General features: G+C 68.1%; 16 protein-coding genes. 7 read left to right on the forward strand and 9 right to left on the reverse strand.

Features of this window, described 5'->3' with window-relative positions:
* The first annotated feature begins 3 nt into the window (after nucleotides 1-3).
* The 3 genes from CUTER_RS02125 to CUTER_RS02135 are packed head-to-tail and all read left to right on the forward strand — an operon-like array spanning nucleotide 4 to nucleotide 2,944.
* Nucleotides 4-663, forward strand: coding sequence for a response regulator (locus CUTER_RS02125; RefSeq protein WP_047259039.1), 660 nt, complete (start codon nucleotides 4-6; stop codon nucleotides 661-663).
* 47 nt (nucleotides 664-710) lie between these two features.
* Complete coding sequence (locus CUTER_RS02130) at nucleotides 711-1,400, forward strand: hypothetical protein (protein ID WP_047259040.1); 690 nt, start codon at nucleotides 711-713, stop codon at nucleotides 1,398-1,400.
* The gene (locus tag CUTER_RS02135; RefSeq protein WP_047259041.1) at nucleotides 1,397-2,944 is read left to right on the forward strand and encodes a Y-family DNA polymerase; all 1,548 of its coding nucleotides are present in this window, start codon (nucleotides 1,397-1,399) and stop codon (nucleotides 2,942-2,944) included. The genes CUTER_RS02130 and CUTER_RS02135 overlap by 4 nt, the downstream gene beginning before the upstream one ends.
* Nucleotides 2,945-2,950: 6 nt before the next feature.
* Here CUTER_RS02135 and CUTER_RS02140 read toward each other — a convergent pair whose 3' ends face one another.
* The 4 genes from CUTER_RS02140 to CUTER_RS02155 form a co-directional block, all read right to left on the reverse strand.
* Nucleotides 2,951-3,562, reverse strand: a complete 612-nt coding sequence (locus CUTER_RS02140; RefSeq protein ID WP_047259042.1) for an AMIN-like domain-containing (lipo)protein — start codon at nucleotides 3,560-3,562, stop codon at nucleotides 2,951-2,953.
* A gap of 313 nt (nucleotides 3,563-3,875) precedes the next feature.
* Nucleotides 3,876-4,556, reverse strand: a complete 681-nt coding sequence (locus tag CUTER_RS02145) for a methionine ABC transporter permease (RefSeq protein ID WP_047259043.1) — start codon at nucleotides 4,554-4,556, stop codon at nucleotides 3,876-3,878.
* Nucleotides 4,557-5,555 (reverse strand): methionine ABC transporter ATP-binding protein, encoded by a 999-nt coding sequence (locus CUTER_RS02150; RefSeq protein ID WP_047259044.1) that lies wholly within the window; start codon nucleotides 5,553-5,555, stop codon nucleotides 4,557-4,559. It abuts the gene before it with no gap.
* Nucleotides 5,552-6,412 (reverse strand): MetQ/NlpA family ABC transporter substrate-binding protein, encoded by an 861-nt coding sequence (locus tag CUTER_RS02155; RefSeq protein WP_047259045.1) that lies wholly within the window; start codon nucleotides 6,410-6,412, stop codon nucleotides 5,552-5,554. The genes CUTER_RS02150 and CUTER_RS02155 overlap by 4 nt, the downstream gene beginning before the upstream one ends.
* Nucleotides 6,413-6,575: 163 nt before the next feature.
* Here CUTER_RS02155 and CUTER_RS02160 point away from each other — a divergent pair, with 163 nt between their 5' ends.
* A complete protein-coding gene (locus CUTER_RS02160; protein ID WP_047259046.1) occupies nucleotides 6,576-9,710 on the forward strand; it encodes an error-prone DNA polymerase in 3,135 nt (1,044 codons plus the stop codon).
* 12 nt (nucleotides 9,711-9,722) lie between these two features.
* Here CUTER_RS02160 and CUTER_RS02165 read toward each other — a convergent pair whose 3' ends face one another.
* The 4 genes from CUTER_RS02165 to CUTER_RS02180 are packed head-to-tail and all read right to left on the reverse strand — an operon-like array spanning nucleotide 9,723 to nucleotide 13,146.
* A complete protein-coding gene (locus CUTER_RS02165; protein ID WP_047259047.1) occupies nucleotides 9,723-10,616 on the reverse strand; it encodes a metal ABC transporter permease in 894 nt (297 codons plus the stop codon).
* A gap of 3 nt (nucleotides 10,617-10,619) precedes the next feature.
* Nucleotides 10,620-11,486: a metal ABC transporter permease gene (locus tag CUTER_RS02170; protein WP_047259048.1), complete on the reverse strand. Its 867-nt coding sequence runs from the start codon at nucleotides 11,484-11,486 to the stop codon at nucleotides 10,620-10,622.
* Nucleotides 11,486-12,190 carry a metal ABC transporter ATP-binding protein gene (locus tag CUTER_RS02175; protein WP_047259049.1) on the reverse strand — a complete coding sequence of 235 codons (705 nt, stop codon included), beginning with the start codon at nucleotides 12,188-12,190 and terminating at the stop codon, nucleotides 11,486-11,488. Before CUTER_RS02175 ends, CUTER_RS02170 begins: the two co-directional genes overlap by 1 nt.
* Nucleotides 12,190-13,146 (reverse strand): metal ABC transporter substrate-binding protein, encoded by a 957-nt coding sequence (locus CUTER_RS02180; RefSeq protein WP_201775044.1) that lies wholly within the window; start codon nucleotides 13,144-13,146, stop codon nucleotides 12,190-12,192. The genes CUTER_RS02175 and CUTER_RS02180 overlap by 1 nt, the downstream gene beginning before the upstream one ends.
* Before the next feature lie 113 nt (nucleotides 13,147-13,259).
* On the opposite strand from CUTER_RS02180, the gene CUTER_RS02185 reads away from it, so the two are divergent.
* From CUTER_RS02185 to CUTER_RS02195, 3 genes are read left to right on the forward strand one after another with little or no spacing between them, the layout of a single operon-like run.
* The gene (locus tag CUTER_RS02185; RefSeq protein ID WP_047259050.1) at nucleotides 13,260-13,916 is read left to right on the forward strand and encodes a metal-dependent transcriptional regulator; all 657 of its coding nucleotides are present in this window, start codon (nucleotides 13,260-13,262) and stop codon (nucleotides 13,914-13,916) included.
* Nucleotides 13,913-14,386, forward strand: a complete 474-nt coding sequence (locus CUTER_RS02190; RefSeq protein ID WP_236684747.1) for a PH domain-containing protein — start codon at nucleotides 13,913-13,915, stop codon at nucleotides 14,384-14,386. Before CUTER_RS02185 ends, CUTER_RS02190 begins: the two co-directional genes overlap by 4 nt.
* Nucleotides 14,383-15,801: a PH domain-containing protein gene (locus CUTER_RS02195; RefSeq protein ID WP_047259051.1), complete on the forward strand. Its 1,419-nt coding sequence runs from the start codon at nucleotides 14,383-14,385 to the stop codon at nucleotides 15,799-15,801. Before CUTER_RS02190 ends, CUTER_RS02195 begins: the two co-directional genes overlap by 4 nt.
* On the opposite strand, the gene CUTER_RS02200 is transcribed toward CUTER_RS02195, so the two are convergent.
* Nucleotides 15,785-16,252 carry a tRNA (cytidine(34)-2'-O)-methyltransferase gene (locus tag CUTER_RS02200; RefSeq protein ID WP_047259052.1) on the reverse strand — a complete coding sequence of 156 codons (468 nt, stop codon included), beginning with the start codon at nucleotides 16,250-16,252 and terminating at the stop codon, nucleotides 15,785-15,787. The genes CUTER_RS02195 and CUTER_RS02200 overlap by 17 nt on opposite strands.
* Between the last annotated feature and the right edge of the window lie 15 nt (nucleotides 16,253-16,267).

Genomic DNA, 16,267 nt, shown 5'->3' on the forward strand with positions numbered 1-16,267 from the left:
ACCATGGTCCGAGTCTTTTTGGTTGATGACCACAGCGTTTTCCGCGCCGGGGTGCGCGCCGAGCTCGCCGGGAAGGTGGAGATCGTCGGCGATGCGGGAACCGTCGCCGAGGCCATCAGTGGCATCGCCGCGACCCGGCCGGACGTGGTGCTGCTCGACGTCCACATGCCCGACGGCGGCGGCCTTGCGGTCCTGCGCGGCGCGCCGGGGCCGCGCTACCTGGTAGTCAGCGTGTCCGACGCGGCGGAGGACGTCATCACCCTCATCCGCGCCGGGGCCCGGGGCTACGTGACGAAGAGCATCGAAGGCGCCGAGCTGGCACAGGCCATCGAGCGGGTCAACGGCGGCGACGCGTACTTTTCGCCGCGCCTGGCCGGCTTTGTGCTCGACGCCTTCGCCGGCGCCGTCGTGGCGGACCCGGCCGGCGAGCCGCGGAAATGGGAGGCCGACGACGACAGCGAGCTCGTCGACGCCCTCACCCATCGGGAGAACGAGGTGCTACGCCTGCTCGCCCGCGGGTACACCTACCGGGAGATCGGCCAGCGGTTGTTCATTTCGATCAAGACGGTGGAGACGCACGCGTCGAACATTCTCCGTAAGACCCAGCAGTCCAACCGGCACCAGCTCACCCGGTGGGCATATCGCCACGGGTTGAGCGACTAGCTCGCTGGAGTTGACGGCCGTCCGCGGCGGGGTGCATACTTGACCCCATGGCAGGAACGTCCGTTCGAAACGCTGGGGTGGCTAACCTGTCCGGGCTGAGTACGGCGGACAAGGTGAACGCATTGCGCTCCCAGATGCAGGCGATGGTCGGCTCGGCGGCTCTCGCGCCCGTCGGCCCCGCTGCTGCATCGGAATTACCGCAGGATGACGGCCTTGACGTAGGCCTTCCCCTTCCGCTGCCGCGCCGGGCAATCACCGAGGTGAGCGACTGTCCGGCGTTGATCGTCCACCTGCTTGACCGGATCACCCGCGGCGGGGGATATGCGGCGGTCATCGGCTGGCCCGAGTTATCCGTCGCCGGAATCGAACGCCTGCACCAGCTGGTTCTGGTGCCGGATCCGGGCCCGGAGCCCTTAAGCATCGCCGGGGTGTTGGCGGAGGGACTCGACGTGGTGGTGTGGCACACCGCCGGCGAGATCGAACTCAGCCCCACCCGGGCGCGGCCCTTGGCCGCGAAGGCGCGTGCTGGTCAGGCGGCGGTGGTCCTGGTGGGGCCGAAGGTCGCATCCCCGGCGCTACGCGTCGACGCCTCCGTCACCACCTACCGGGGCATCGGCCGCGGCAGCGGGCGCATCACCGGGCTGGACATCGAGGTGGCGGTGCGCAACAAGTCGCAGCGCCGACGGGCGGTGGTCACCCTCGGCGAACGCCCCCGCCTGCAGGCGGTGGGATCGTGACTGCGGCGTCGGCACGGGTGGCGGCGCTGTGGTTTCCGGACTGGCCGGTGCACGCCGCCCGCCTCGACGGCGCGGTGGAGGTGGGCGCCGACGGGCTCGCCGCGGTGGCAGCCGGGCACCGGGTGCGCGTGTGCACGCAGGCGGCCAGGCTGCGCGGGGTGCGCCGCGGGATGAAGATCCGGCAGGCGCAGGCGGTGTGCCCGGAGCTTATCGTGGCCGACGACGACCCGGAACGCGACGGCCGCGTCTTCGCCCCCATGGTCGACGCCCTCGATGACGTGGCGTCCTCCATCGAGGTGCTTCGGCCCGGGCTGGTCATCGTCGACGCCGGGGCGGCGCAGCGCTTCCACGGAGAGGCGGCGCTGGAGATGCTCGTCGACGCGGCGTCGGCCCGGGGCGTGGACACGTTCGTGGGCGTGGCCGGGGAGATAGCCACGGCTGTCATCGCGGCGCGCGTCGGCGCGGTGGTCACCGACTCGCCGGCATTCTTGGCGAATCAGCCGGTGGGGGTACTCGCCGCGGAGGAGGCGCTCGGCTGCGACCAGGCGGTCGTCGACGCGCTGACGCAGCTGGGCGTGCGCACCCTCGGCGAGCTCGCCGGTGTGGACTCGACGGCGATCACTACCCGATTCGGCCTGGCCGGGCAGCGCTGCCACCGGATCGCCCGCGGCGCACCGGACCGCCGGGTGGCCCCGGAGCTGCCCGCCCCGGAGCTGTCGGTCGACTACGTCCCCGAAGACCCCATCAGCCGGGTGGACACGGCGGCGTTCGCTGCCCGGGTGCTCTCTGCCAGGCTCCACGCACGCCTGCACGCTGCCGGGGTGAGCTGCCAGCGCCTGCGGGTGCGGGTGCGCGTGGCCGGCGGGGACATTCTGGAGCGGGTGTGGCGCACCCGGCGGGCCCTGAGCGAGGACGACACCGCCAACCGGGTGCGGTGGCAGCTCGACGGGTGGCTCAGCGGCGGCGGCCGCGGGGAGATCGAGTACCTGGAGCTCACCCCGCTGGAGGTGGCGGAGCCGGAGGAGCGTCGCCTTTTCGGCTCAGGCGGCTCGCGAGAGGCGGCCTACCGGGCGATTTCCCGGGTGCAGTCCGCGCTCGGGGTGGATGCGGTGGTGCAGCCCCGGGTGGTGGGTGGCCGCGGGGTCGCGGAACGTGTGGAATGGGTGCCCTACGGTGAGCGGCGCGACGACGTCCGCCAGGCGTCGTGGTGCGGGCAGATTCCACCGCCGCTGCCGGCCCGGCTCATGGGGCCGGGACACCCGGCGTCGCGGCTGCGGATCGTCGACGCCGACGGTAGCGAGGTCTACGTCACCGCCGAGGCGCTGCTCAGCGGAGAGCCGTACGCCTTGAGCTGGGGAGGAAACCGGTTCGTGCTCCGCTTGTGGGCGGGGCCGTGGCCGGTCGATGAGGCCTGGTGGGACCCGGCGCGGGCGCGACGGGCGGCCCGGATGCAGGTGGTGGCCGAGTCCGCGGAGGGCACGGTGGTGGGGTGGCTCATCGCGTGGGCGGGCGGGCAGTGGCGGGTGGAAGCCGCCTACAGCTAGGCGCCGTTAAGAGGTTTGGACCAGGTCGATGACCAACCGGGTGGGGTGCTCCAGCACCTGCACGGAGTAGGGCACGGCCGCGTTGAGCCCGATGACGAACTGGGCGCGGGAATCCGCGGTGCCGACGTCGATGACCTCGACGATGTTTCCGCTGGTGCCCTCGTCGATGGCGAAGGAGCGGTCCGCGAGGCCGACGCTGCTGCGCTTGGAGACGCCGTCGATGTTGACGTTGAGAGCCGTCGACCCGCGGTAGCCGATCTGGGTGTTGGAGCCCTGCTGGGTGGGGGCGGTGGTGTAGTCCACGAACCAGCCGATGTCGCCGTAGCCGGAGAACTCGAAGACCACGCGGTCGAAGCCGTCGTGCGTGCCGATGCGCACATCCTCGATGACCCGCTGGCCCGGTTCGGCGGGGCGTTGGGTCTTCGGCGAGGAGTTCGCGGCGCCCAGGGGCTGCAGGGCGGAGGTGGTGGGGGAGGACAGCCCGGCGGTCATCGTTTCCTTGTCCATGGCGCTGTTGATCCCGCAGGATGCAACGCCCGCGCCGACGAGGATGAGCCCGGCGATGAGAGCGGGGAGCGCCCCGGCGTGCCCTCGCTCATATTTCCTCGTATGCGTCATGGGGGTAACCGTAGCGACTGCGATCACCGGAAGAAAATGAATAGCGGGTAAACGGCGATATCGTGTCCAGGTTGTTACCGAAATCGCCTTTTCTGGGATCTACCTGGCAGTAGGCTAGTTTCCCGGTTGGAGGAAGGCTCACCCCCGAATCCCTCCTGCTCCGGCTCTCTTCCCGCCCGGCTCTCTTCCCGCCCGGCTCTCTTCCCGCCTCGACTCTCTTCCCGCCCGGCTCTCTTCCCGCCTCGACTCTCTTCCTGCCCCGACTCTCTTCCTGCCCCGGAATCCCGCCCCGCCCCGGCACCGCCGGGGCGGGTTAGCGGCGCATGATCTTCCGAGACAGCCAGTTGCCGAAGAGCTGGGCGAATTGGACGATGATGATGATGACGACGACGGCCGCGTACATGGCCTCCGTGTCGAAGGCCCGGTAGCCGTAGACCATGGCGAAGTCGCCGAGGCCGCCGCCGCCCACGTACCCGGCCATGGCGGACATGTCCACCACGGCGATGAAGATGAACGTGTAGCCCAGCACCAGCGGGCCCAAGGCCTCGGGGATGATGACCGTGCGGATCGTCTGCCACGGGGTGGCGCCCATGGCGCGGGCCGCCTCGATCTTGCCGGGATCCAGCGAGACCAGGTTCTGCTCGACGATGCGCGCCACCGTGAACGTCGCGGCCACCGCCATGACGAAGGTGGCGGCTTCGCGCCCGATCGTCGTGCCGATCGCGGCGAGCGTGATCGGGTACATCATCGCGATGAGGATGATGAAGGGGATGGGGCGCACGAAGTTGATGAGGAAGTTAAGGATCCAGTACGTCGGCGCGTTCTGCAGGATGCCGCCCTTGCGGGTGGTGTAGAGCAGCACGCCGAGGACCAGGCCCAGGATGCCGCCGACAACCATCGTGATGGAGACCATGATGAGGGTGTCCATGATGGCTTCGAGGAAGGTGGGGCCCAAGCGGTCCCAGTCTGCGGCGAGAATCATGGTGTTCGTCATTTAGAGCTCCTCGATCTCGGTGGTGCCCGACAGGGTGCGGTAGAACTCGCTGATGGCGGCGTTGTCGCCGTCGAGCCGCACCGTCACCTTGCCGAAGGACTGATTCTGCAGGGTGGTGATGCCGCCGTGGACGATGGCCACCCCGACCCCGGCGGCGCGGGCCCTGGCCACGGCGTCGAAGAATCCGGAGTGCTCGGTGAGGTTGACGGTGAACAGTCGTCCGGGCTTGCTTCGCAGGTCCTCGGATTCCACCTGGTCCGGGGTGTTGCGCAGGCTCGTCGCCACGAAGCGTTGGGCGACGGGGGTCTGCGGGTGGGAGAAGACGTCGTAGACGCTGCCGTATTCGACGACTCGTCCGGCCTCCATGACGGCCACCTTGTCCGCGATGGAGCGGACGACGTCCATTTCGTGGGTGATGACGACGATGGTCAAGCCGAGCTCGCGGTTGACCTTGCGCAGCAGGTCCAGCACCTCGTGGGTGGTTTCCGGGTCGAGCGCCGAGGTGGCCTCGTCGGCCAGCAGCAGGCGCGGGTTCGTCGCCAGGGCGCGGGCGATGCCGACGCGCTGCTTTTGGCCGCCGGAGAGCTGCTCGGGGTAGTTGCTACCCCGGTCGGATAGGCCAACGAAGTCGAGCAGCTCCGCCACGCGGGCCTTCCGGTCCTTCACGCCGGCGAGCTTGAGCGGGTACTCGATGTTGCCGGCCGCGGTGCGGGAGGAAAACAGGTTGAACTGCTGGAAGATCATGCCGATGTCCCGGCGGATGGTGCGCAGCTGCTTTTCCGACTTGCCGACGACGTCCTCGCCGTCGAGGAGCAGCTGCCCGCCGGTGGCGGTGTCGAGCCCGTTAATAAGGCGCACGAGCGTGGACTTACCGGCACCGGAGTAGCCGATGACGCCGAGGATTTCCCCGGGCTCGACGGTCAGGGTGACGTCGTCGACGGCGCGGACGTCGCCGAAGTGCTTAGAGACGCCGCGAAACTCGATGCGGGTGCCGGTCACTTCTCGGCATCCTCAAGGCGAGCCTGGATCTTCGCCAGCTCCTCCGGGGTGCGGTCGACGGCGACGGCGGTGCCGCCGGAGGACTCCAGGACGGCCTCGGCCACGGCCGGGTCCTTCCACAGCTCGGTGAGCTTGATGAGCGTCGGGTCGGTGGCGCGATCCTCGGTGGTGGCGAAGACGTTGATGTAGGGCTCGGCCTGCTCAGTGTCCGGGTCGTCCTGGAAGATGGCGAGTCCGGCGTCGATGCCGGCGCGCTCCAGGAAGGAGTTGTTGATGACGGCCGGGGTGCCTTCGCCGTAGGCGATGGTGGTCTGGGCGGCGTCGACGGGCGTGACCTCTACCTTGGACTTCGCCTGGTCGATGTCTGCCGGGGACGGGTTAATGAGGCCGTCTTCCTTGAGGGTGACGAGGCCGGCCTGGACGAGGACGTTGATGGCGCGGCCCTGGTTGGTCGGGTCGTTGGGGATGGCGATCTTCTTTCCCTCGATGCCGGCGAGGGAATCGTGGTCCTTCCAGAACAGGGCCAGCGGGTAGATCTCGGTGGCGCCGATGGCCTTGAGGTTGTCCCCGGAGCCGGCGTTGTAGTCGGAGAGGAAGAGGATGTGCTGGAACTTATTGATGTCGATCTCGCCCTGGGCCAACGCCTGGTTGGGGGTGTTGTAATCGGAGAAGGCGACGACCTCAAGGTCGATGCCGTTCTGCTCGGCGAGGTCGGTGAACACGTCCCACTCGCGGAGGTTGGCGTCGGTGGTGCCGATCTTGATGGTGTCGGAATCGTCGTTCGATCCGCAGGCAACGAGCCCGGTGGCGGTCAGGGTGACGGCAAGGGTGCCGGCGAGGACGCGGTGCAGCTTCACGGTGGAGCCTTTCGAGTTGAAAACAGCTAGTCGCGGTCAAGCCCCACGCAGGTGCGAAAAAGAATTCTGGGCGCGGGGTTATTTCTGGCTGGTGGCAAAATAGCACCGCGCGTACCGCTTAGTCTACTTGGAACACGTCTTGCGGTCGAACAGGCGTGTGATTATGGTGAGTGAGGTGAGTGTAACTGGGGGAGCGGGCCTGAGCTGGTCGCGGCTGGAGAGAATCCTCTCCGGCCGCCCCGGCCCCGTGCCGGTGCCGGCAGGTGATGCGGGTCCTCGGCCGCGGCCTGCCACCTCCGTCGGTGGTGGCCGGGCCTTCGCCGAGCTGCACGCCGCCTCCAGCTACAGCTTCCTGCGGGGGGCGAGCTCTCCCGCGGCGATGGTGCAGCGCGCAGCTGAGCTGGGAATAACGGCGCTGTGCCTAGCGGATCGGGACGGGTTTTATGGCGCCGTCCAGACGGCCGAGGCCGCCGCCGCAGCCGGGCTGGCCACCGTCTACGGCGGCGAACTCAGCCTCGAGGGTCGAGTGCTGACCTGCCTGGCCAAGGACGTGGCCGGCTATCAGCGGCTGTCGCACCTGATGGCCGACGCACACATGGCCGGCGGCCGCAAGGGGCGTGTCGTGTATCCGCCGCTCGAACTCATAGCCGACCGAATGGAAGGGCACTGCTTTATCCTTGCCGGTCACGAGTGGGCGGACGACATCCCCCGGCTCGTGGGCTGCGTCGGGGAGGACAACGTCGTCGTGGAATATGCGGTGAGCATGACCCCACAGGACTATGACCATCACCGGCTGCTCGACCGCTTCAACAACATGCGGGCGATCGCCACCGCCCGGCCCACCGCCGCCACCCGCAACGATGCCCGCCTCGCGGCGGCGAAAGCGGCGCTGGCCAGGCGAGAGAGCGTGGACGTGGCGGCCCCGGAGCTGCACCCGATGGGGGCGACGTGGCTGCGTTCCGGGGACCAGCTCGCCGCCGCGTTGCCCGGCCGGGAGCACCTCATCGACGCCGCCGTCGCCCTCGCCGAGGAGTGCGCCTTCAACCTCGACCTCGTGGCCCCGCAGCTGCCCGATTTCCCCGTCCCCGAAGGCCACACGGAGATGAGCTGGCTGCGGGAACTGACGCGTCGGCGCGGAATCGAGCGCTACCGGACCCGCCCGGCCGACGTGCGCGAGCGCGCTGCCGCCCAGATCGACCGGGAGCTGCGGGTCATCGAGCAGCTCAACTTCCCCGGCTACTTCCTCATCGTCAATGACCTGGTGGATTTCTGTCGTCAGTCCAACATCTTGTGCCAGGGGCGCGGCTCCGCGGCGAACTCGGCGGTGTGCTTCAGCCTCGGGATCACCAATGTGGAACCGATCAGCGCGGGGCTGCTGTTCGAGCGCTTCCTCTCGGCCGAGCGCGACGGCCCGCCGGACATCGACGTCGACATCGAATCCGGCCGCCGCGAGGAGGTCATCCAATACGCTTATGAGACCTACGGCCGCCACCGGGCCGCCCAGGTGGCCAACGTCATCACCTACCGTCGCCGCGGCGCGATCCGCGACGCCGCCCGCGCACTCGGACACCCGCCGGGGGCGGAGGATGCGTGGTCGAAAGGGCTCGCCGCGGCCCCGCCCGACGTCACCGCCCTCGCCGAGCAGCTCGAAGGCCAACCCCGCCACCTGGGTATTCACTCCGGTGGCATGGTCATTTGCGATCGGCCCATTGCCGACGTGGTCCCCACCGAGTGGGCGCGCAAGGAACGCCGTTCCGTCATCCAGTGGGATAAGGACGACGCCGCAGCTGCCGGGCTGGTGAAATTCGACCTGCTCGGCCTGGGGATGCTGGAGGCGCTTCACCACATGATCGACCTGGTCCGCGAGCAGCACGGCCGCGAGGTCAACCTCTGGGAGCTGGACCTCGCCGACGCCGAGGTCTACGACATGCTCTGCCGGGCCGATTCGGTAGGCGTGTTCCAGGTGGAGTCCCGTGCGCAGATGGCCACCCTGCCTCGGCTGAAACCGCGGGTCTTTTTCGACCTGGTCGTGGAGGTGGCGCTCGTGCGCCCAGGTCCGATCCAGGGCGGGTCTGTCCACCCCTATATACGGCGGCGTAACGGCGAGGAACCCGTGACCTTCGACCACCCGGTGCTTAAGAAGTCGCTGGGCAAGACGTTGGGGATACCGCTGTTTCAGGAGCAGCTCATGCAGGTGGCAGTCGACGCCGCGGGGTTCAGCGGCGGGGAGGCTGATGCGCTTCGGCGCGCCATGGGCTCGAAGCGTTCCGCGGCGAAGATGGCGGCGTTGCAACGCCGTTTCTTCGACGGGCTGCGCGCCACGCACGGCATCACCGGCGAGGTCGCGGAGAAACTGTGGGCGAAGATCGTTGCGTTCGCGGCCTACGGTTTCCCCGAATCCCATTCCCAGTCCTTCGCCTCCTTGGTGTATTTCTCCGCGTGGTTCAAGCGCTACTACCCGGCCGAGTTCTGCGTGGGCCTGCTGCGCGCCCAGCCGATGGGTTTCTATTCCCCGCAGTCGCTCATCCAGGACGCTCGCCGTCACGGCGTGGAGGTGTTGCCCGTTTGCGTGAACAATTCCGAGGAGCAGGCCTCGGTGCAACAGGGCCGGATTCGGCTGGGGTTGGGCCTCGTCGACGGGTTGGGGCTGCCGGCGGCGGCGCGGGTGGCGGCTCACGCACCGTACACGGCGGTGGAGGACCTGTCGCGGCGCGCCGGGCTCAGCGTCGCGCAGGTTTCGGCGTTGGCTCGGGCGGGAGCCTTGGATTGCTTCGGATTGGACCGCAGGCAGGCGCAGTGGCAGGCCGGAGTGGCCGCCACCGAGAAGGAGGGAATGCTGCCGGGGATGTCGGCGATCGCGGCGCCGTCATTGCCGGGGATGACCGAGCTGGAGCTGTTGTGCGCCGACATCGCGGCCACCGGGGTGACGGTGGACCGGCAGCCGATGGAGCTGCTGCGCGCCCGGCTGGACGAGATGGGGGTGCTGCGCGCCGCGGATCAGCTGTCGGTGGCCGACGGCACCCGCGTCCGGGTGGCGGGGGTGGTCACGCACCGGCAGCGGCCGAAGACCGCCGGTGGGGTGACCTTCTTCGGCCTGGAGGACGAAACGGGGCTGGTCAACCTCGTGGTGCCGGTGGGGTTGTGGCAGCGGCAGAAGGCGGTGGCCCTGTCCGCCCGGGTGCTCATGGTCCGGGGCATTGTGCGCAACGCCAACGGCGCGGCGACGATCACCGCTGACCGGCTCGACGACCTGCCGGTCGGGCGGTGGTTGAGCCGGGGCGCGCGGGACTTCCGCTAGGCGGCTTGTCCGCTAGGCTACGCGGGCGCTGGCGGCCTGCTCCCGGGCGAGGCGTCCGCGGCGGATGCGCAAGAAGACCCGGTAGGTGATGAGCACCGCGGTGAATTGCAGGCCGAAGTAGACGGCCATGCCCGCCGAGGTGGCAGCGTCCACCGCGTAGGCGAGGTAGAACCCGACGACGGCGCCGACCGCGGCGAAGGTGACCGTCGCCACCATCATCTCACCCAGCCGGGTGGCGAAGATGCGGGCGGTGGCCGCGGGGGCAATCATGAGCGAGACGATGAGCAGCGCACCGGCGGCGTTGAAGGCGGCGGTGACGGTGACGGCGACGACGAACATGAACGCCACCGCGAGCGTTCGCTGCGGGATGCCGAGCAGCTGGGCGTGCTCCGCGTCGAAGGTAGCGGCGGTCAACTTCGGGAAGACGGCGTAGAGGAACGCCACGTTAAGCAGGAGGATCGCCAGCATGACATACATGTAGCGCGGCCCGAAGTCGAGGGTGCCGATGATGAGGTGCTCGAAGGAGGCCAGGTTGAGGTCGCCGACGAGGACGACGTGGGTGTCCAGGTGCACCGAGCTAAACGAGGAGGACACGACGATGACACCGATGGCGAACATCGCCGGGAAGATCAGGCCTAGCGGGGCGTCGCCGGAGAGCATCCGGGTCCGGGCCAGCGCCTCGGTGCCGAGAACGACGAGCAGGCCGGCACTTGCTGCCCCGAGCAGGAGCAGGGGCGAATCGAGGTTCCGGGAGAAGAGATAGCCGACGACGATGCCGGGGAAGACGGCGTGGCCGATGCCGTCGATGAGCATCGACTGCTTGCGCAGGACGATGAACACCCCGGGCAGGGCGCAGGCGACGGCGGTGACGATAGCGAGCAGAACCGCTCCGATAACGAAAGGCATAACTTAGGCCACCGCCTGGGCGTGGCGCCGGCGCGGGGACAGCACGAGCGAGGCCACGAGGAAGATAAAGAGGACAACGACAATGACCGGACCAGTGGGCATGGGCCCGTGTTTGATGGACAGGTAGGAGCCGATGGCCGCGGAGATCGCGCCGATGATGCCGGAGAGCGCCACCAGCGCCGCCGTGGACGTCACCCACTGCCGGGCGACGGCCGGCGGGCTGACGACGAAGGCGACCATGAGCACCAGCCCCACCGCCTTGAGCCCGATGACCGTGGCGATGGTGATGGACGCGAACAGCGCCGCGTCGATGATGCGGGAGTTGAGCCCCACCACGCGGGTGAACTCCGGGTCGAAGCTATGCGCCGTGAATTCCTTGAAACACAACACCATGGCGCCGATCGTCAGCGCGCCGACGATGACGCAGGAGTAAACGTCGGCCCTGGTCAGGGAGGACGCGTTGCCGAACAGGTAATCCGAGACGCCACCCTTGTCGGGGAACGGGTTACGGGAGATGTACTGCAACATGAGCATGCCGAGGCCGAAGAAGCTAGACAGCACGACCGCCATGGCCGTGTCCAGCCGGACGAGGCTCACGCGCGGAATGAGGTTGACCAGGTACATGGCGAGGGTGCCGACGAGCACCGCGCCGATGATGAGCGCGACCAGGCTGCGGCCGGAAATGCCGAACATCGTCAGGATGAGGAAGGCACCGAGCACACCCGGAAGGCTGGAGTGGGAAATAACGTCAGAGATCAGGGACTGCCGGCGCAGGTAGGCGAAGCTGCCGAGACAGCCGGCGGTGATCCCGATGGCCATGGAACCCCACAGGGTCATGGCGTAGGTGTGGTCGGTGAACAGTTCCAGCATCACGCGACCTTGATGTCATAGGCGCGTTCCAAGACCTCCGGGTCCAGAGCCTGCGGGCCGGAGGCTACCAGGCGCCCGGCCTTCAAGACGATGGCCCCGTCGCAGATGTCGCGCACCGTGCCGAGGTCGTGGTGGACGAGGACGATGGACTTGTCTTTGAGGTCGCGCAGAACCTTGAGGATGGCGGCTTCGCTGGCGGCGTCGATGCCGGCGAAGGGTTCGTCCATGACGAGCAGGTCCGGCTTCTGTGCCAGGGTGCGGGCCAAGAAGACTCGCTGGCGCTGGCCGCCGGAGAGCTGCCCGATCTGCCGGCGCGCCAGGTCGGCGATGCCGGTGTGTTCCATCGCCTCGTCGGCGATGGCTTTGTGCTTAGCGCCGGGGCGGCGGAACCACCCGAGATCCCCGTACGTGCCCATGAGGACCACGTCGCGCACGGTGATGGGGAAGTCCCAGTCGACGCTGGCGGACTGCGGCATGTAGCCGACGCGACGACGCACGTCGTCGAGGCGGCCGCCGAAGAAGAGGACGTCGCCGGTCGCCGGGGTGAGGCCGAGCATGGCCTTGAGCAACGTGGACTTTCCGGATCCGTTCGGGCCGATGATCCCCGTGACCAAGCCCTCGGGGATGGTGACACTCACGTCGTCGAGGGCACGATTAGTGCCGTAGTCGACGGTCAAATTCCGGCATTCGGCGACGGTGTTCACTACTCGCTCAGCTCCTCAGCGATGGAGGAGGCGTTGTGCTCGAAGACGCCGAGGTAGGTGTCCACCGGGGCCTCGGAGCCGAGGGTGTCGGCGAAGAGCTCGGTGTCGGAGATCTCCACGTCCCAGCCGCGGGACTGGACGGCTTCCTTCAGGGCGGTGATGGCCTGCGGGTTGGCCTGGTTGTCCTGGAAGATGACCTTGACCTTGTTCTCCACGATGTAGTCGGCCAGATCAGAGATCTCGCTGGCGGACTTGGCGGCCTCGGTGGAGACGAAGTCGGTGGCGTGAACCTCGAAGTCGTAGGTGGCGCCGAAGTAGTTGAAGGCGTCGTGGCCGGTGACGAGGATGCGGTTCTTCACGCCGGCGAGGGCCTCCTCGGCCTTCTTGTCGGCCTCGGCGATCTTCGCCTGGTAGGCGTCCGCGTTCTCGGCGTAGGTCTTGGCGTCGTCCGGGTTGATCTCGCTGAGCTTGTTGGCGACCTCGTCGACAACGATGGTCCAGGCATCGGGGGAGTTCCAGATGTGCGGGTCGTGGAGGTTGTCCTCCCACGGCAGCAGCAGGTCCTCGGGGAGCTTGTCACCGACGGCGACCTGCTTGTCGCCGAGGGCTTCGAGCTGGTCGATCATCTGAGCCTCGAGGTGCAGGCCGTTCCACACGACGACGTCCGCGTCCTGAATCTGCTGGATGTCCTGCGTGGAGGGCTGGTAGGTGTGGGGGTCGCCGCCCGGGCCGACCATGGTGATGACCTCGGCGTCGGGGGCGATGTTGGCGACGGCGTCAGCCAGGTAGCCGGTGGTGGCGTACACGGTGAGCTGGTCGTCCTTGGCTGCGCTGGGGGCGTCGGACGCGCCGGAGCTGGCAGAGCTGCTGCCGGTGCTGCTGTTCGTCGAGCATGCGACGAGGGTGCCTGCGGTGACCAGGGCCAACGAGACGGTAGCCGCCTTCTTCAAGAACATGTTCTCTCCTGTTGGATACGAGGATTCAAGATGATGAACAAAGTGTACCCTAACTCACAGGGAAACGTAATACTCCTAGAGTCAACCGGGGCGGGTGCCGTACCCTGGTATTCATGCATGTGAATGATCTATCGGGGCGAGCACAGGATTACCTTAAGGTTTTGTGGGATCTAGAGGAGCTCCACGGAGCACCCACGCCGATGCGTGAGATTACTCACAGGGTGGATCAGAAGGCATCGACGGCGACCGAAGCCATCAAGAGGCTCGACGCCGCCGGCCTCGTTACCCACATCCCCTACACCGGCGTCAGCCTCACCGACGCCGGCCGCGTCCTAGCCGTGCAAATGGTGCGCCGGCACCGCCTCGCCGAATCGCTGCTGGTTACCGTGATGGGCTACACGTGGGACGAGGTGCACGACGACGCTGAGATCCTCGAACACGCCATGAGCGATATCTTCATCGACCGCGTGGACAGCCTGCTTGGCTACCCGACGCGGGACCCACACGGTGACCCCATCCCGCGCGCCGACGGGGTGACGGAGCCGCTCTCTCAGGTCACGCTCGCCGAGGTCGGCCACCAGGAGGTCACCGTCGAGCAGGTCAGCGACCTCGACCCCGAGGTGCTGCGCACGCTCTTCGACGTCGGCGTCGTGCCCGGGGCGCGGGTGGCCGTCCGGTCTCGCGATGGGGACACGTGTAGCCTCGCGGTCAACGGCGCCGACGTCGTCGTCCCCGCACACATTCTTCAGGAGATTCGAGTCATCCCATGAGTTCCGAGCCTCTCGCCGGCATGAATCCCGTGTCACCCAGGTTGGCGCGTATCCGCCTCATCGCCAACTGCTCCTTCTTCGGCGTCCTCGCCGTCGCCGCGGGTGCGTTGGCCTACTTTCATTCCCGGTGGTGGCTCATTGGCGTAGCCGTCTTCGTTCTCCTTATCTGCTGGTTGCTGTGGCTCATTCCCGCCCAGGTGCGGATGATGGGCTGGCAGGAGACCGACCACGAGTTTGTCATCGTCAAGGGCAAAATCTGGCACACGGTGACCGTCGTACCTTATGGGCGCATCCAGTTCGTCGATGTCACCGCCGGGCCGCTGGAGCGCGCCAACGGGCTGAAGACCATCGAGCTGCACACCGCCTCGTCCACCTCTGACTCCGAGCTGCCTGGCCTGCCCGCCGACACCGCCGATGAGCTGCGTCAACGCCTGGCGGAGAAGGCCCGCGAGCGGATGAGTGGGCTATGAGCCACCGCACTCGTGAACACCGCCCCGGGGCCGACGGCTACCGCCGCGTCCACCGCGCCACCCCGCTGCTGGAGCTGTGGACCGTCGTGCTCGGCATCGTCGCCGTCATCATTTTAAACATTGACCGGGAGCTGATCGACGCCGTCCGCTCCTTCTCTCTCGGGTCGATTCCGTGGCGATTCGTCGTCATCGCGCTCGGCAGCGTCGTCGGCTTCTTCCTGCTGGTGTGGCTGGTGTCCTACTTCTGGTGGCGCGCCACGGGGTACCGGATCACCGACGAGGAGATCTCCCTCAAGCATGGCGTCATCGGCAAGCAGGAGCGCACCGCCCGCTTTGATCGGATCCAGGCCGTCGACGTCGTCGAGTCGGTCATCGCCCGGATCTTCCACGTCGCCGCCGTGCGGGTGGAGACCGCCGGGGGTAAGGACTCGGTCATCGAAATCAAGTACCTGAGCAAGCCGGTGGCCGTCGAGCTGCGCGCCGAGGTGCTGGCTCGCGTCCGCGGGGAGGCGGCGCCCGTCGGGCACACGACGGACCTGGCGGAGGTGACGGCGCCGGGGGAGACGCTGCCCGCGCCGCCGGAACGCCACGTCGTGGTCCCAGAGATCCCTGTCGCCCGTAGCCTGGCTGCCGCCGCGTTGAATCCCACGGTCCACATCGCCGCCGTCGCCGGCCTGGGCGTGTGGGTCTCCCCGCTGTCCTTGGCGGCGGCCGTGCCCACCCTGGTGGCCCTGGCCGGCGCCGCGTGGCGGGTCATTGACCGCTCGTATCGGTTCGTGGCCTCGCTGCACGAGGATTCCCTGGACATCTCCTACGGCCTGGCCGATCGCCGCCGGCAAACGATCCGGCTGGGCCGCATCCACGCCGTCCAGATTGACCAGCCGGTGCTGTGGCGGCTCACCGGGTGGTGGCGGGTGCGGGTCTCCGTCGCCGGCTACGGCGGGGAGGACGACCACGCGGCGACGACCACCATTCTGCCGGTCGGCTCCCGCGACCTCGCGATCCGCCTGGCCGCCCTCGTCGGGCCGCTGAGCACCGAAGAGATCGAGGGTTACGCCCGCCCCGAAGGCGCGACGATGCCGACGTTTACCTCTCCCGACGAGGCCGTCTGGGTCAGCCCCATCGACCGCGGCCAGCAGGCCGTCACCCTCATCCCGGGCCGGGCGATCTGCCACACCGGGCGGCTGGGGCGCCGCGTGGCCATGATTGAGCGTTCCCACATCCAGGAACTCACCCTGCACCGCGGCCCGCTGCACGGCGCGCTGGGCCTGGCGAGCGTGCGATTCGACCTAGTCAACGGCCCGGTGAGCATGACGGGGCAGGACCTGCGCTTCGCCGACGCTCAGGCGCTGCTCGACGCCCTGCGCTCGCGCGAGCTGCCCGAGCTCGACGCCGCGCCTACACAGCTCCGCTAAAGCCCAGCTGCCGCCACACCTCGAACATGGCGATGGCCGCCGAGTTGGCGAGGTTGAGCGAACGCCGCGCCGGGATCATGGGGATGCGCACCTGCTGGGTGATCCGCGGGTGAGCGAGGTGCTCGGCGGGCAGGCCGGTCGGCTCGGTGCCGAACAGCAGCGCGTCGCCGGGGCGGAATTCGACCTCGGTGAACCACGTCGTGGCTTGGGTGGTGAAGGCGAAGATCCTCCCGGGCAGAGCCTCGGCGCAGGTGTCGAAATCGGGGTGGATGGTGACGTCCGCGAGGTCGTGGTAATCCAGTCCGGCGCGCTTGAGGTGCTTATCGTCGAAGTTGAATCCCAGCGGCTCCACGAGGTGCAGCTTCGCCCCGGAGCATGCGGCGAGGCGAATGGCGTTACCCGTGTTCGAGGGGATGACAGGGTTGTCAAAGACAATATGCACATCGGTCACGGCCAACAGTTTAGG

The sequence above is a fragment of the Corynebacterium uterequi genome, from assembly GCF_001021065.1.
In the GTDB taxonomy this organism is placed as follows: Bacteria; Actinomycetota; Actinomycetes; order Mycobacteriales; family Mycobacteriaceae; genus Corynebacterium; species Corynebacterium uterequi.